Origin of the sequence: Kosakonia sp. PSU_27 (genome assembly GCF_039409795.1) — a bacterium.
Taxonomy (GTDB): domain Bacteria; phylum Pseudomonadota; class Gammaproteobacteria; order Enterobacterales; family Enterobacteriaceae; genus Kosakonia.
The window spans coordinates 276,595-292,239 of sequence record NZ_JBCIVK010000001.1 but is presented as its reverse complement, the minus strand read 5'-3'; the positions used below and the strand labels follow the sequence as shown (position 1 = coordinate 292,239).

At 47.4% G+C, this 15,645-nt stretch carries 14 protein-coding genes and 2 pseudogenes; 7 read left to right on the top strand and 9 right to left on the bottom strand.

The genetic code is table 11. The features are described 5' to 3' along the window. Positions 1-8 precede the first annotated feature (8 nt). A complete protein-coding gene (locus AAIG26_RS01425) occupies positions 9-1,664 on the bottom strand; it encodes a ShlB/FhaC/HecB family hemolysin secretion/activation protein (protein WP_343179454.1) in 1,656 nt (551 codons plus the stop codon). Between the two features lie 480 nt (positions 1,665-2,144). Between AAIG26_RS01425 and AAIG26_RS01420 the strand changes: the two genes are divergently transcribed. The 5 genes from AAIG26_RS01420 (at position 2,145) to AAIG26_RS01400 (ending at position 8,982) form a co-directional block, all read left to right on the top strand. Then, positions 2,145-3,265, top strand: a protein-coding gene (locus tag AAIG26_RS01420) for an IS3 family transposase (RefSeq protein ID WP_343179452.1) whose coding sequence is annotated in 2 segments (ribosomal slippage) — positions 2,145-2,403 and positions 2,403-3,265 — 1,122 coding nt in all. Because the reading frame shifts where the segments join, the coding sequence is not laid out codon by codon here. A gap of 443 nt (positions 3,266-3,708) precedes the next feature. Further along, positions 3,709-4,491: a hypothetical protein gene (locus tag AAIG26_RS01415; protein ID WP_016495795.1), complete on the top strand. Its 783-nt coding sequence runs from the start codon at positions 3,709-3,711 to the stop codon at positions 4,489-4,491. A 101-nt stretch (positions 4,492-4,592) separates the two neighbouring features. After that, positions 4,593-5,339, top strand: a complete 747-nt coding sequence (locus tag AAIG26_RS01410) for a hypothetical protein (protein WP_343179450.1) — start codon at positions 4,593-4,595, stop codon at positions 5,337-5,339. 215 nt (positions 5,340-5,554) lie between these two features. After that, positions 5,555-7,444 (top strand): fibronectin type III domain-containing protein, encoded by a 1,890-nt coding sequence (locus tag AAIG26_RS01405; RefSeq protein ID WP_343179449.1) that lies wholly within the window; start codon positions 5,555-5,557, stop codon positions 7,442-7,444. 935 nt (positions 7,445-8,379) lie between these two features. After that, positions 8,380-8,982 carry a response regulator transcription factor gene (locus AAIG26_RS01400; protein WP_016495792.1) on the top strand — a complete coding sequence of 201 codons (603 nt, stop codon included), beginning with the start codon at positions 8,380-8,382 and terminating at the stop codon, positions 8,980-8,982. A 127-nt stretch (positions 8,983-9,109) separates the two neighbouring features. On the opposite strand, the gene AAIG26_RS01395 is transcribed toward AAIG26_RS01400, so the two are convergent. From AAIG26_RS01395 to AAIG26_RS01360, 8 genes and pseudogenes are all read right to left on the bottom strand, one after another. Continuing rightward, entirely contained in the window at positions 9,110-9,448 is a 339-nt protein-coding gene (locus tag AAIG26_RS01395) for a hypothetical protein (RefSeq protein WP_016495791.1), read from the bottom strand. Further along, a complete protein-coding gene (locus tag AAIG26_RS01390) occupies positions 9,445-9,864 on the bottom strand; it encodes a hypothetical protein (protein WP_343179448.1) in 420 nt (139 codons plus the stop codon). The genes AAIG26_RS01395 and AAIG26_RS01390 overlap by 4 nt, the downstream gene beginning before the upstream one ends. Before the next feature lie 245 nt (positions 9,865-10,109). Beyond that, a pseudogene (locus tag AAIG26_RS01385) lies at positions 10,110-10,292 on the bottom strand (hypothetical protein); the annotation flags it as partial. 140 nt (positions 10,293-10,432) lie between these two features. Continuing rightward, entirely contained in the window at positions 10,433-11,011 is a 579-nt protein-coding gene (locus tag AAIG26_RS01380; RefSeq protein WP_160269939.1) for a lytic polysaccharide monooxygenase, read from the bottom strand. 124 nt (positions 11,012-11,135) lie between these two features. Continuing rightward, positions 11,136-11,477, bottom strand: a complete 342-nt coding sequence (locus AAIG26_RS01375) for a protealysin inhibitor emfourin (protein ID WP_174240601.1) — start codon at positions 11,475-11,477, stop codon at positions 11,136-11,138. Next, complete coding sequence (locus tag AAIG26_RS01370) at positions 11,474-12,502, bottom strand: M4 family metallopeptidase (protein ID WP_016495787.1); 1,029 nt, start codon at positions 12,500-12,502, stop codon at positions 11,474-11,476. Before AAIG26_RS01370 ends, AAIG26_RS01375 begins: the two co-directional genes overlap by 4 nt. A 512-nt stretch (positions 12,503-13,014) precedes the next feature. After that, positions 13,015-13,277, bottom strand: a pseudogene (locus AAIG26_RS01365) (IS3 family transposase); the annotation flags it as partial. Between the two features lie 101 nt (positions 13,278-13,378). Further along, on the bottom strand, positions 13,379-14,269 hold the full coding sequence (locus AAIG26_RS01360; RefSeq protein ID WP_343179447.1) for a DMT family transporter: 891 nt from the start codon (positions 14,267-14,269) through the stop codon (positions 13,379-13,381). Positions 14,270-14,388: 119 nt separating this feature from the next. Between AAIG26_RS01360 and gcvA the strand changes: the two genes are divergently transcribed. Both gcvA and AAIG26_RS01350 read left to right on the top strand, forming a co-directional pair. Then, the gene (gene gcvA / locus AAIG26_RS01355) at positions 14,389-15,273 is read left to right on the top strand and encodes a transcriptional regulator GcvA (protein WP_343179445.1); all 885 of its coding nucleotides are present in this window, start codon (positions 14,389-14,391) and stop codon (positions 15,271-15,273) included. Positions 15,274-15,282: 9 nt separating this feature from the next. After that, positions 15,283-15,567, top strand: a complete 285-nt coding sequence (locus AAIG26_RS01350) for a hypothetical protein (RefSeq protein WP_343179444.1) — start codon at positions 15,283-15,285, stop codon at positions 15,565-15,567. Positions 15,568-15,645: the final 78 nt, after the last annotated feature.

Below are 15,645 nucleotides of genomic sequence, written 5' to 3'. Positions count from 1 at the left end.
GTCTTCCTTTAAAAAGTGACAGCCACACGCCAGTTAAATGTCAGGTGGTCCGGGCCGAGCCAGTCCGGGTAACGCAGCGGTGTGCCGACAGAGACCTGGCTTGCGAACCAGCGCCCGGCGCTGCCCAGTCCTGCCGCGGCGCCCCAGAGCGTGCCGGCGGCATACCGGTCAAGCCGGTCTTTCTCCAGCCAGCCGCCATCCAGCGCCGCGGTGGCGCTTATCTGCCCGAGCACCGGCAGCGTGAACAGGGTGTAATTCACTTCGTTGCGCCAGTAACCGCCGTTGTCGCCGGAGATGTACTGCTCTTTGAAACCGCGCACCGAGCTTTCACCGCCAAGCGTCAGGCGCTCGCTGCCGTAGAGCCGGTCCGGCGACCACTGCCCGTACAGGCTGGACAGCCACAGCAGGTCGCTGGTGAGCGGGCGCTGAAAACTGGCGCTGAGGCTCCCCTTGCGGAACTGCGCGCGCGGCACATCACCGGTTTTGCCTTCATCGGTTTCGGCGTTAAACCACGGCATGCCGTGGCTGTAGGTCGGGTTGAAGGTTGCCACGCCGCCCAGCAGTTTCTGCGTGTGGCTGATGCCAAACTGCAGGCTGGAAAGATTGCGCGTGCTGCTGACCAGCGGGGCGTCGTTAAGCCAGTTGCGCGATGCGCGCTGTGTGATGCCGGCGCTGAGCGCGGTTTTGATGTCGCCGTTGCGGAAAATAACGCGTGAGAGGTTCAGGCGGTGGGTTTTCGTATCCCCCGTGGAGACCCACGGAAACCCCTGACTGATGATGGTGGTGCGGTAATTGCTCCAGGCGTAGCTGTAATCCAGCAGGCTGTAGCCGTACGGAATACTGACCCCGGCCTGAAAATTCTGCGCGTCATACCCGGTGGCGAAATCGCTGCTGCGTCCGCCGCTGACAAACCACTTATCCGCCAGCCCCAGTAAATTATTGCCGGTCAGTGAACCGTTCAGCTGATTTTCACCGGTGCTTTTCTGCCCGCTGTTATCCAGCGACACAGAGGCACTTAACGGAAATTCCGGCGTGGCGGTTAAATTCACGGTGGAATAACCGGGTTCGCTGTCCGGCACTATTTCAATCTGCACCGGCTGACTGCGCAGGCGGTTAATCTGCTCCATGCCCTGTTCAATATCCCGCAGGTTGAGAACTTTCCCCTCCAGCCCCGGAAATACCATTTTCAGCATGCGCGGGGATTCACCTTCCAGGCGGATATGGCGTAATTTTCCCTCCAGCACCACAATGCGTAATTCGCCGTGGGATAAATCCTGCTCGGTAAGAAACGCGCGGCTGGTAATATAGCCCCGGCTGATATACCAGTCGGAAATGGCGGCGGTGAGTCCGGTTATTTTCGCCATATTCAGGCACTGGTTCTGCCAGGGCGCGAGCAGCTTCTGCTGCGCTTTTTCACTGATGAGCGTCACGCCGGAAAGGGTGATGGTGTGGATATCAATACAGGGACCACCGGCCTGCGTGTCAGACGGGGTGCGGCCTGCGCGCGGCAGCGGTGTGGCACGTTCCAGCTCATCGCGCTGCTGCTGGTTCTGGCGCAGCAGTTGTTCCTGCTGCTGACGGACAGTATCACGATCCGCCGGTGATAATGGCGCAGCCTGCAATCCCGCCGTGACAAAAAATAACACTACCACTAAATAGCGCACGTTAGCCCATCCCTGACCAGAATAAATGTCACCCTCACCAGTAAATTTTGGTTAGGTTAGTTATAATCATCATTTTCAAGTATTTTCTTATGGGCTTAATGAAAAAACAATATTCAGGACGTAAATAGACAATTTCTGTCAAAATTTAGGTTTAGTTCCGAATATATTCCAGTTAATGATATTTTAGCATGCCAACCCACCGGAAAATAATGACAAGCCAGCGCCCCAGGAAATACAATTGAGAACTAACTTAAAATTACCATTCATGCTTTTTAATGATAGTTAGACCTTATAACGGCAAATCATATTACGTAAACATATAAAAGTTTATAATATCGTGATGGTTTTATTTCCCACTTTACAATAACTATGTGTTATTGGTTCGCGGGATTGTCACCAGGTTCGCAAGTGACCTGCTCCCCATTGATTAACACACGACGATGTTAGTAATGTCTTCATCAGCAACGTGAGGACATCCCCATGAAGAAGCGTTTTTCTGTCGAACAGATCATCAGTATTCTCCGCGAGGCCGAGGGTGGCATTTCCGCCCGTGAGCTTTGCCGTAAGCATGCTATTTCTGGCACAACCTTTGACACCTGGCGTAAGAAGTTTGGTGGCATGGAAATCCCTGAAGTAAAACGCCTTAAGTCGCTTGAAAAAGATAACGCCCGTCTCAAGAAGTTGCTTGCGGAAGCTATGCTGGATAAGGAAGCATTACAGGTAGCGTTGGGCCGAAAGTACTGACGACAGACCACAAGCGGGAAGCTGTTGTAGTGATGTGTAAAGCGACGGGTCTGCCGCAACGTCGAGCCAGCAGGCTGACTGGTTTGTCCCTGTCGACCTGCCGCTATGAGGCGCAGCGTCCGGCGGTTGATGCGTATTTATCCGGGCGCATCACTCAGCTGGCGCTTGAGCGCCGGCGTTTTGGTTACCGTCGTATCTGGCAACTACTGCGACGAGAGGGCCTGCGTGTTAATCACAAGCGCGTGTACCGCCTTTATCATCTCAGCGGCCTGGGTGTTAAGCGCAGACGACGTCGTAAAGGCTTGGCAACAGAACGTCTTCCATTGCTCCTTCCTGCAGCTCCTGACCTGACGTGGTCGATGGATTTCGTCATGGACGCACTGGCCACCGGACTCAGGATCAAGTGCCTGACCTGCGTCGATGATTTCACGAAGGAATATCTGACAGTCACTGCTGCCTTCGGTATATCAGGTATTCAGGTCACACGTATTCTGGACAGCATTGCGTTATTTCGTGGCTATCCGGCAACGATCAGAATAGATCAGGGACCAGAGTTTACCTGCCGGGCACTGGATCAGTGGGCCTTTGAGCATGGCGCTGAGCTCCGGCTTATTCAGCCGGGCAAGCCGACACAGAATGGGTTTATCGAAAGCTTTAATGGTCGATCTCCGGATGAATGTCTGAATGAGCACTGGTTCAGCAATATTGTTCACGCCAGAAAAATCATTAACGACTGGCGGCAGGACTATAACGAGTGTCGGCCTCATTCCTCACTGAATTATCTGACGCCAGCGGAGTTTGCAGCAGGCTGGCGAAATGGAAAAAACGAAGATAAACAAATCGACATTACTAACTGATTATTGTGTTTAATACTGGGACAGGTCATTTTATTCAATCTCATAAAGCTCACAAAAGCCTATAAAATCCACGCTATTGCGTGGATTTTTCATTTCATAACAACTTAACTCGTCACGTCACACAATATAGTTCGCGTTACCATCAATATTTAATGCGATAAACACAGCGCATATGGCTCCGTAATTTACCCTGCCGTATTTGCCGTATTGATATCAGATGTGTTCGTATTTATATTTTTTCCATTAGATTTATATTTCGAGGAAATTAAAAAGCCTCATATAACGATTATAAATTTGTTCTATATCGCAGGAAGCACTGAAATATATACAAGCCACTAATAAGCAACATTTTCGTTGATTACCTGGCGGCATTCTCTTTTATATCAATGAAACACAGTAATTTTTATAGCATACACACCTGGAACTTTGAGTGGAGAAATAATATGAATACTAACGCTTTGGATTTTGTGCTTAAAACACCGATTGAAACCACTGCCGATCTGGCACCGTTACTGGAACGTCTAAAAGGAGTACCGGATCATGGTCAGTCAAAAAGAAAAACCATGCTGACTGATAATAAAGTCTCTGCACAAGTCAATGCCGGCAGCCTCATCTCATTTACCGAACGGCTGGATGGTCAGAATAAACAAGATGTGCAGAACTCAACACTGTTCGCTCAACTGGCGGCGGATAAACACTGCAACCGTTATACTGCGCCCATGGATTGGTATCGTTTTTATGTCAATGTACTGGGCCAAATTGGCTGGAACCAACCTGCTTTCGCGTTTGATACCTATACGTCAGGTGCCAGTACCGTAAAACTGGATGAGGCTGTGTTGGGAATCATTGCGCAAATCGCTACTGTCGGTGAGGTTGCATTAGTGGCAGCGGCAATGAAGGCGTTATCCAGCCTGAGCGATACCTCAAAGCAAATGCTTATCTGGGATGCGAAATCAAATTCGGAAAACACCGGTAATTTTCAAATTTTCCCGGCAGATCTGTTACCAAATGGCGATGTGGTAATGATGCTTGATGGTATGCAATTTGATGCGAAGCGCAATGAGGGGCGTTTTTTGTGGGTAACCTGGCAATCCACCTCGATCAAAATTCAACGCGCGGCAAATAAATTCGTCTTAAACGAAGGTGTTTATAAGGGGGTGCGCCAGGCCGTTATTGATAAACTGGGTGATCGGGCAATCGATATGATTGCAAATATTGAAATCTGATATCGAAATACGGTTATTTTACTCTGTCGTCCATGATGAAGTAATAAGCCATGTTATGGACGACCACCTATTATACTTGCGATACATTGCGAGGTTAATTTATGTTGTCACTCCTGAATTCCATCATGCTTCCTGAATTAACAGATCGAGAAAAAATGCTTAAATCTGCCGCCCGCTGTCCTGACCCGGCGGTTGGTTCAGATGATGATAATTATGCGCAAATTAACGAAGGTATTGTGCTCTCTTTTGATAAAACCCTCTCCAGCCAACAGCGGGATGATGTGAGCCATTCTCTGTTATTCGCTCAACTTGCGGCAGATAAGAAATTTAACCGGCATTCTGCCACTCAGGACTGGCAGGAAAGTTTTACGGGTGTGCTTGCAACGGTAGGCTGGAATATGCTCCATTTTGCCAGTCAATCCATTGAGCTTTCAGCACCTGTCGACTGGGCTGCGTTAGTGAATCAGCATATTCCCGACGCGACACAGTCTCTGGCAGGCGCGAGTATTCACGCGGCGCAAGACCTCACATTGACCTCGCCCGCTTTTACCTTATGGGAATCCGCGGCTATCAATCCGCACAAATATAGTGACGGCCTTTTCATTGTGACACCAACGCTGAATGTACAAAATTCGCCGCAAATCATTGTTCTGATGCTTGCTTATCACTTTACCAGTGATGTTGAGGGTTTTATGAAATGGCAAGAAGGCTATTCCATAGATATATACAAACTGGGACTCAAATTAAATGAAGATATTTACAACCAGCTCAGACAACCTATTCTTACAAAGCTTGGCGATCGCCCGGAATATCTGATAGCAAATATCCCATTGGATACAGCAATGTGATTACCTGACGATAATACATACTAATCCCCTTTCTGACATGCTAATTACTTTAACGACGGCGGCGCTTATTAAAATTTATTAGCAACAGGACAACCCAACTGCTTAACCAATAAAAGCAGAGTGCTTATTTGATAGTTATCTGTGTAAGCACTCTTGTTTTTACCCACAGGATATACCTGAAACAGAATTCACAATAAATACATGGAGAAATACAAATGTCTGATACAACTCACGTCTCTTTCACCGCGAAATATGCATCGGTTTCCGCGTGGTCGGGGGCGCTTAAAATAACACTTCTCAATAATACTGGAAAAACCATTAACAGCCCTGTGAAAATTAGCTTCGATATGCCGCAAAGCGTTCAGCCGTCTACCAATATTGGGTTGAACATCGAGAAAACGGGGATAAGTACGACACATATTACCGGGCAATTAGCGAACTACCTGACACCAATCGCTGATGGCAAATCGGTCAGCTTTATTGTCAATATCGGTTCCAATAATGGTAGCTTAAGCGCTGATGTTTTACCGATCGCTTATTATGTAAATGGTGTACTCGCCGGAGACAGCGATACGCCAGATACCACAGCCCCCTCAGCACCGACAGGTCTGGTTTCCACCGGCACCACCAGCTCAACCATTGCTCTTTCATGGAACGCCTCCACCGATGATGTAGGCGTCAGCGGCTATATTGTCACCTGGAGCTGGGCCAACGGAAGGCATACTAAACGCGTACCGAACACCACCACTATCCTCGATGGTCTTAGCGCAGATACGCAATATGCAATCTCGGTACAGGCCTATGATGCCGCAGGCAATGTATCCGACAATACTGGCAGCATCAGCGTGCTGACCCGGCCCGTTTCGCCAGATACCACCGCCCCCAGCGTTCCGGTTAACCTGCATGTGACGCGTATTGCGCACAATGCCATATCCCTGGCATGGAATGCCTCTACCGATGACGGTAGCGGCGTAAAAAACTATGTGGTGTCTTACGCCGAACCAGGAGCTTCATCGCAGACCGTTACCGTGACAACAACGTCAGCCACCATCGGCGGCCTGAAACCAAACACCCTTTACACCTTCCGTGTCTTCGCTGTCGATAACGCAGGCAACCAGTCAGCCAGGAGCACTGCAATTAGTGGCAAGACTTCCGGTAAACCCTCGACAGGCTCTGGCGCCACTGATTTTGCACCCTATGTTGATGTCACTATATTCGCTAAATGGGCAACAACGCCCCCGGGACTCAACCAGGATTTTATCAGTGATGCGATCGCATTCGGCGTCAAAAAGTTCCATCTCGCTTTCCTTGTGCAGGATCCCGCCAACCCGAAAAATCCGGTCTGGGGCAACAGTAGTTTTCCACTCATGGCCATCAAACCGCTGACAGATTTAATTAATAACGCAGGTGGTGAACCCATATTTTCTTTTGGTGGTTTTTCCGGCGTGGATTTTTCCACCACATGGAGCGTTAATGATCTCGCCGGGTTATATGTCAATATCGCCAATAATTACGGTGTAAAAACGATCGATCTCGATTTTGAAACCCAGGGTTTTTATAATAGCAATGTTGCATTCCCGGCATTTGTGCAAGCTAAGAAAGCCGTTCCATATCTGGAAGTCAGTGTCACGCTGCCCGTATTACCGACTGGATTAGTTCAGGCTGGCCTGGATGTACTTACTAGTGCAGCAGCGAATAAATTACACCCTTACGTTAATATTATGGCGATGGATTACGGCCCAAGTTTTGCCGGCAATCAGGGGGATTATGCTATTCAGGCAATTAACGCCACCAAAGATCAGCTAAAAGCGATTTGGGGTTATACCGATGCCGAAGCATATTCAAAAATCGTTGTGACACCGATGATCGGCCACAATGACACTGACCCGTTAGTATTCACGCTTGAGGATGCAGTTAAGGTTGCTGAATTTTCCAAAGCCAACAATCTGCATCAAGTCAGTAACTGGTCTCTGGGACGCGATTTTGCACCTGATACCATCGACGAACATGGCAATATGCACTCGAACAGTAAACCAACCAGTACGCTGATCACTGGTCAGGAAAACTATGCTTTCGCCAAAGCTTTTGCAAAAATCCTCTCCTGAGTGTTCTCTGCGGGGTCGGTAACGACCCCGTTTTATACTACCCCGCCACAAGCTGTGATCATTCTGAAGTGTTCTCTGGCAGTGCGATAATGCATAAATGCCATTTAACATGCCCGGCCGGAACAGGAAATAGACTTCACCTGAACGACGCACGATCACAGCTCACACTGTCTACTCTCTTAATTATTTCAGGAATGGACGGTCAATCATTTCACTTGTTTTTTAAAGTATAACCAGTTGATTTAGAATCCGTCGCAGAAGATGTAAGCGTAATAAACTTTCATACCCAGCATGAAAAACCTCGCCAGGTATACTGTTAACGACAAATGTCTATTATTAAATCTGACACCACTAACAGTTAGTACATATAGCAAAATGATATTTTTGGATGAAAGCGAATTTCACGGATTAGCGAACAGCTATGCCAGAGTATATAAGGGAAAAATACCCGCAACCGCTTTTTTCCCTCCTTTTATGGGGCCGGATTTCTGACACCAGCGTTGTTAGCCCGGGTCGGATGCCACAATTCACCCATCATGTTTAAAAGACGTTTTTTGTTATTGCCTGTACGGGCTTTCAATCAAAACCCTTTCGATTATTTACAGCGAAGAGTATTGCGCAGATAAGCTCTGGAATCGGATAACGCTAATTCTGCTGCCGGTCACCAGGCTTTCATGTTGTTGTCGAAAGGAGCACATCGGCGCACCGAAAACCCTGCGTTTCAAGGTATAACCAAATGAGATAATAAGATAACACCCTACTTCGCAAAAATAATTAAGAGGTTGTTTATAAGCGTCAGGCATAACTTAAAGTTATTATCCGTTCCCTGTCGGATAAAAGGCCTATGGAAATCACCCTAATTTCAATTATTCACACCATTGACTACTCTATGAAGTAATAGATTCATTGAAGAAACTATTATATGGAGAAGGCGCATGCATATATTCATGATTGACAAACATTCTATATACATTGAAGAAATGACATCGGTAGTGTCTCATAGCATTCCGGAAGTAAAAATCTGCGGTTTAAATGATTGTAAGAAAATCAATGAAACTCTGGGCAAATTCCCCGCCTCCTTAATTATTCTGGATGGTAATGATAATAAAAAAGCATGTATTGAGTTAATTGATAACTTATCGCAGCACTATCCTGGCATCCCGGTGGTGATGCTGGTAAATAAATGCCAACTCATCTCGTTGCGACAATTTCTGAATCATCATGCCATTGCTTTTGTCAGGCGCGACTCCCCCCCCGAAACCATCACACAAACGCTACATACCGCTTCTGCGGGCATGCTCAGCTTTCCCCACGAGAATATGACGGTTCTGGATAATAACCATCGTACCCTGGCTTGTCTAAGCGAACGTCAGCGCGAGATCCTCAAATTGCTGGCTGCCGGCGAATCTAATAAACAAATTAGCCGCCTCCTGAATATCAGTCCGGGTACCGTAAAAACGCATCTCGAATCTATTTTTCGTCGCCTGAATGTGACTAACCGCACCCAGGCGGCAATGATGTATTTTAAAGAAAGTTAGCCACACTATTTATGCTGTTCGATTGCCATCTATTCCCAACGAGTCTCTAGCACAAAAGGAGCATCAGATGTAAATAATGCTCCTTTTATCATACTCACTCTTTTTTTGCGGTGGTGATTTTTTTAGCTTATTTTGCTGCTCTTTTATGGGGAAATTTCTTACTGGATGGCAGATTTGTAGACGGCGGGTGTATGCAATAGCTGATTGTTACTATCCCGATACCGATATCTTTAAATATAAAAAAAGAGGATTGATAAGGCGTTAATATGACATCAAACAATAAAAAAGGCACATTTATCGCCACCTGTAACATAAAACCAATCCCCGCAATCAGCAGCCCAATACTATATCCTCGCGAAATATAAACGGTATTGAGAAGGCGATGACTGAGCGCGCTAATCAGAATAATCAAAGCAACAAAAACATCTACCAGAGTGAGTACCCAGTATAAAACCTTCAACATCATGATGGATCTCCTGTTTTTGAACTACGAACGGATCGGTAACGGCCTGGTATTTTGTTAACACCTCTGGCGGCGCGCTTCAGCTCTCCTGCCACCTGCAAAATGTCGCGCTCTTCTCTGTGGCAGAAAAAATTGGCCAGCCAGGCAACCATTCCGACACTGATTGACCCAATGAAATAACCGATCCCCATAGCAGTATCCTTATCTGTAAAATTCATTCCCAGCCATTGAGAGATAATTCCTCCCAGGGTAAATGTCGTACTAACGCTAATCCCCCCGATAATGATGCCCGCCGTCAGCCGGCCACGTTGATACAACTTTTTAGGTTGCCAAAAAAATGACACGCTCAGGCCACCAAATAATCCGGCGAGAGCGGCCAACCAGTTACTGAATAACCCCATGTCATCAATTGTTATCATTGCAGCCTCCTTAAATTATCAAGATATGACCTCAGTAAACGTCATGAGGCCTTAACATCAATTACTGACAAGGGAGAAGCACGACAGTTGTAGCGCCATTATCCGTAGAGAGATAACGCACCGCGCTTTGTGGGTTGTCGATCACATATTTATCAGTACGCAAACCGCGTACGCTATCCGTCACTGCACTGTACCAATTCCCGGCATCCGCAAATTGCTAGCCAATCCAGAGAGCGGGTTTGTTACGCTTTATGTGAGACTCGCCCCGTGATTTTCACACTGAACGATCCCCTTGCGGGCGAACCTTTCAGACTGGCTTGTGGACTGGTTTCGCTGTTACCTGATTCGCGTTGGGTAACATCCAGTTCGAAGCCAATTGCCCTTTCTCCAATGCTGATATTTCAATGAGGGATGGCAACAAGCAGGGGAAATGGCCCCGGGCAAAAGGGCCAAAGGTAAGATTAATTACACATTTATACCTGCAAAAAACCACACTCGATAAATAACCTTATTTAATAAACTGTATTAGTACAGACTCGGACTAATACAGTTTTAGATATTTCATTAATTATTTAGTCATATTAGCATCAATGACCTGATAGAACGCATTCCCTGTGTCGGCAATTGTCCATACGCCCAAAATAACTTGATACCCCGAGCGTTGTGGAATAGTACAGTTCATCTGGACTTTACTTTGCGGGATTTTCCCGTTATCAAATCTTTCGCAGAAGGGTTTTAAATCAAAATCAGCCCGAGCTAATGGTTTATTCGGATCCCATCCTTGCTTAGTGATGTAATATTTCCAGGAAGTTGTGCTATGGCGGGCGGTGAGCGTCCAGTCAAATGTATGCGCGCCACTTTTGAGATTGACTTTGTACCAACGACCTGGCGTCTGTTCATTTAATTCAGAAAAACTCGGATTCCCTGCGCTTGCGATTAAACCATCGGAAGGACCGCCGACAGGAAAACCTTTCACGCCTTCAATCGATTGAGGTTCATACATCACCGCGCCACAAGCTTTATTTAATGCACCGCCCGCGTGAGAGCAAAGAAATGAACGACTTGGTGGGTTATCAATATATCCATGCGCGTAAACATAACCAGTTAGAAATAAAGATAACATTAAGATCAGTAGATTTTTTTTCATGATTGAATATTCCTTTTCAGATGTGATATTACCTGTTGATATTAATAACCAGGCTGATTTAAGATTTTTGTTGATATACCTCCTTTACAGAAAAAATATAAAAACGCGCCGGGTTCATCGCATTTTAAGGTTTGCAGATAGAGGTCTTACCTTCTCTGCACAACCTTTGCAGGGATTCCGGCGCCTGGTTTTCCGGGATCAACAACTGCATCTCTTTTTGCCGGGCCGTCCAGGTAATCTGGAGGCGGTAGAAACGCTGGTCACCCTCGCCTGGAGAATTTGCCAGGCCAGGCCGCTGCCCGAGCGGTAATGCCTGGCGAAGAATAGTGTCAAGGCGCTGGCGCTGCTCTGTATTCAACTGCGCTATTTCAATGCACTGCTTTCTGATGAGTTTCGGCATATAAACCAGCCCGCCTTCACGGGCCAGTTCAATCACCACATCATCGGTGAGTTCAGGTGTGCTCACCATAACACTCCAACTTCTCTCCAGGCCTGTTCGATGGCGTTGGCAACCGCTTTGCCGGAACGTTTTCCACCGTGATAGATAGTCAATCTGGCGAAGGTGGCGAAATCTGCGTCCGGAGTCAGTGACTTGTCACAAACCGTGTCGTACCAGGCGTAACCGGTTTTTTCCCATGCATAACCGCCGACAGCGACAGATGCCAGGTAAAAGGCGCGATTTGGGATACCGGAATTTAAATGCACACCGCCATTGTCATCGCGGGTTCGGACATAATCGTTCATATGGGCGGGCTGCGGGTCGGCACCTAACATCGGATCGTTGTAGGCGGTGCCCGGCGCAGACATGGAGCGCAGCGCACGGCCATTAATTCTTTCACCCAGTAATCCTTCGCCAATCAACCAATCAGCCTGGTCGGCGGTTTGCTGGTAGTAGTATTGCTTCACCAGCGAGCCGAAAACATCTGATAAAGATTCATTCAGTGCGCCTGACTGCGCATAATAGATCAACCCGGCCTCACTGCCGGTGACGCCGTGACCGAGTTCATGTGCGATGACATCGATGGCAATCGTGAAACGATTAAAAATAACACCGTCGCCATCACCAAAAACCATCTCCTGCCCATCCCAGAACGCATTCATATATGATTCACCGAAATGCACGATGCCATTCAGGGCCATCCCCTGGTTATCAAGAGAATTGCGTCGCCAGACTCGCCAGAAGAAATCATGCGTCACGCCGAGGTACTCATAGGCCTCGTCCGCTGCGATATCGCCATTGGAAGGTTGGCCTTCATAACGTACCAGCGTGCCATTTACCGTCGACTGATGATGCGCATCGTAAATATTACGCATCAATTCGCCAGGGTAGGTGGCCAGAGGCTTAGAGATTCCTTTAAGGCCGATATCCATCAAGTTTTGCACATGGACTAAAGTTCGACGCGCAAAGTGTTGCTGCGCCTCAGAGCCATTGTCGATAATGCGACGTAAAATATGGGGAGGAATAAGACTGTGTGGGTAATATGCGGACATATTATTCTCCTTGGCTTTATTTAGGCTGTATGAGGACATATTGGCCTCCTTGCAATAAAATTATCTACGAGCAAATATGCTGTTCCCCTTGAAATAAGAAAGAACAACAAAAATATAGGCCTGCTCACCTCTTTTACTCAATACGGCAAATAATCCAGGGCAAATTACGGAGCCTTCCGCATTGTTATTTTATAGCCAGTAATAAAATCACTTTCACCTGACTATTACCTGAAAAAAACATTATTCAGATGTTATTTAATGCAACCATTACCCATCGGATAGCTCATTATCAGGCAAGCATTGCTTCATTAAATATATTATTAACTTTTGCGTATGATTCCCGACGGATATAAAGGAAGGTTATACCAGATGTGATATTTGCCGCGTCCGCAACATCTGCCCTACCCTTCGTCTGCACAAAATAATTATATTGCGCGACGCCCGGTTAATAGTGCATATCAATGGCGATAAACCCGGTAAACGGAATGATTTTCTGGACACTTTTCCGCTAATCAATCGCCACGGATATTCCCGACACTTCCGGGCCGCTGATAATAGTGGTTTTCATACTCCGCCGGTGGCAGGGATTGCGCTAACCATGCTGACGCTTACTGATATAAAACAGTTCGTTGTCATCAAAATTTCGCTGCGGGATTCATCTCTCGTTCGGTAGATTTTTTTCTTTAATTCTTCACGCTTCAGTAACGGAAAAACTTTCTGTAACGGCGTTGTCGTGGCCGTCAGCACGACGACTCATGCTGTCCTCCAGGCCGTGTGATCGGCACAGCAGAGTCATCAAAATGGCTCTGCTGTGCCTGTTAAACCCATGGCGATGCAATCACATGAGATCTGATTGCCTCTCTAAAAGCCGTTACCTCACCTGAACGTTTTTTCAGGACTCACCACCATCCAGACCGCCACGCCGATAATAAGCGCCCCCATAATGAAACCGCTGTTAATGGTTTCGCTCAGTACCAGATATCCCCATAGCACGCCAAACGGCGGAATTAAAAATGTCACGGTTAATGAACGTAACGGCCCGATATCGGCAATCAGTCGAAAATAGAGGATGTAAGCCCATGCCGTGCAGAAAACCCCGACTGCAATGACGCTCACCCAGGCCTCTTGCTGCAGCCAGTTAACCGTTGGCCCGAACCGGGTGCTGCAGATGAAAAAAGGCAGCAAAAAAACCGTTGCGCCTGTTTGACTACCGAAAGCGACTATTTTCGGATCAAGTCCCCCTTTGTTTGAAATCCAGCTGCGCGTCAGAAAGCCGGCGATCCCATAACAACTGGTCGCGATAAGACAAGCAATAACGCCGATGATTTGTTTATCCGCTGATTGCGCTTCACCGATGGTGGTAATCACGATGATGCCGACAAGCCCCAGCAGCACGCCACCCCATTTTTTGAGGGTGAGTTTCTCGGCAAAAAAGGAAAAACCCACCAGCGCCCCCATCAACGGGGTGGTTGCATTCAAAATGGCCGAATACCCGGCAGGCAGCCATTGAGCCGCCAGACAATACATCAGAAAAGGCAACCCGGAATTAATAACGCCGAGGATAAATGAGGATTTGAACTTATCTTTAAAATCAAACGAAGATTTAAACAGTAATAAAATGACCGCGAGTCCGATAAAACCAAAAAATACGCGCAAAAATGCCGTATTAATCGCACCGAACTGCGGTACCGCTATGCGCATAAAGAGAAAACTCGCGCCCCAGATAGCGGCAAGCAACACTAACCGAAGATAATCAGCAACACGCATAACCGTTCCTTTTCGTTTACGGGGAATTCACGGCGAAACTGTGAAACATGCCAGACAGACTGACAAACAAGATTTTTGTTTATACTTAAGATTTTCTAACTCATGAGACAGTGTCGTTAATGAAAATGCCCCCTTTACATGCACTTATGTGTTTTGAGTCGGCCGCAAGGCTGATGAGTATCAAAGCGGCTGCTGAAGAGTTATGTGTGACATCCAGCGCTGTCAGCCAGCAAATCGCAAAACTGGAAAACTTCACCAGCACCAGGCTGTTCATCCGCAGCCCTCGCCGTCTGGAACTGACAATCGAGGGGCGCATCTATATGCGGGCGATAAGACCCGCGTTCAGCCAGATAGCAGAAGCAACGCAACGCTTAATGAATGAGGGAAAGGCAAACAAAGTGACGGTCAGTTGCACCAGTGGTTTTGCCATTCAATGGTTGCTGCCGCGCCTGCCAGCCTTTGAAAAAGCCAATCCGGGTGTGGAAGTGCAAATCAGCACCACCAACAGGCAGGTTGATTTACTTTCCGAAGGGATTGATTTCGCTATCCGACACGGTGCGGGTAACTATCCGGGACTGACGTCTGAGGTCCTGGTAAACGACAATCTTCTCCCGGTCTGTAGCCCCCGATTACTCGCGGCAGAAAGCGAACTCCCAGGACCGCGGGATGTGGCAAAGTACCCGCTGCTGCACGATGAGCACCGGCTGGACTGGGCCTTATGGTTTCATACGCTGGGTATTGACGATGTGAAGAGTGACACCGGCCCCATTTTCATCGACTCCAATGGCGTGATTGAAGCGGCAATTGCAGGTAGAGGCATCGCGCTTGTTCGCCGTGCTCTTGTACGCGAAGAGCTAAGAAGTGGCCTGCTAATTAACCCGCTGAAAATCTCGCTTCATTCGCCGATAGCCTACTATCTGGTGTATGAGGAATCCGCATTGTTGCAGAAGATAAGCCGCCGCTTTCGCGACTGGATCTCGGCTGCTGCAGCCACTGAAGAGTAAGGACGTAGTATGCAAATCGACCTCCATTTACTTGAAGAAATCATCAGCAAAATTTTTATTGAAATGAAGCAGCGGGGAATAGATAGCATTGCGCTGGATGCCGATTATTACTGGAATGTTCCCTCCGCATCCCTCTACGATCCTCACCGTGAGCCAGATAAATTAGACATCGGCCAGCTGGTTGATGACTACGACATAGTGAAGCTGGCTTATGAGAAGAACAGTCTGGTTAGCTATAACTTAAAAAATGTCGCGGCAATCATGAGATTCTTATCGGAAAAATATTCATTTTGAAGGCAAAATTGTGGCTGGCATCTCAGCGTTAACGGTGTCACCTCTTGTCGCTGAAACAGATTGTGCGCGGAATTCGTT

Excerpts from the sequence above, each read along its gene's own strand:
- AAIG26_RS01415 (WP_016495795.1), top strand. The coding sequence starts at position 3,709 with ATGAATACTAACGCTTTGGATTTTGTGCTTAAAACACCGATTGAAACC.
- AAIG26_RS01410 (WP_343179450.1), top strand. The coding sequence starts at position 4,593 with ATGTTGTCACTCCTGAATTCCATCATGCTTCCTGAATTAACAGATCGA.
- AAIG26_RS01405 (WP_343179449.1), top strand. The coding sequence starts at position 5,555 with ATGTCTGATACAACTCACGTCTCTTTCACCGCGAAATATGCATCGGTT.
- AAIG26_RS01400 (WP_016495792.1), top strand. The coding sequence starts at position 8,380 with ATGCATATATTCATGATTGACAAACATTCTATATACATTGAAGAAATG.
- AAIG26_RS01395 (WP_016495791.1), bottom strand. The coding sequence starts at position 9,448 with ATGATGTTGAAGGTTTTATACTGGGTACTCACTCTGGTAGATGTTTTT.
- AAIG26_RS01390 (WP_343179448.1), bottom strand. The coding sequence starts at position 9,864 with ATGATAACAATTGATGACATGGGGTTATTCAGTAACTGGTTGGCCGCT.
- AAIG26_RS01380 (WP_160269939.1), bottom strand. The coding sequence starts at position 11,011 with ATGAAAAAAAATCTACTGATCTTAATGTTATCTTTATTTCTAACTGGT.
- AAIG26_RS01370 (WP_016495787.1), bottom strand. The coding sequence starts at position 12,502 with ATGTCCGCATATTACCCACACAGTCTTATTCCTCCCCATATTTTACGT.
- AAIG26_RS01360 (WP_343179447.1), bottom strand. The coding sequence starts at position 14,269 with ATGCGTGTTGCTGATTATCTTCGGTTAGTGTTGCTTGCCGCTATCTGG.
- gcvA (WP_343179445.1), top strand. The coding sequence starts at position 14,389 with ATGAAAATGCCCCCTTTACATGCACTTATGTGTTTTGAGTCGGCCGCA.
- AAIG26_RS01350 (WP_343179444.1), top strand. The coding sequence starts at position 15,283 with ATGCAAATCGACCTCCATTTACTTGAAGAAATCATCAGCAAAATTTTT.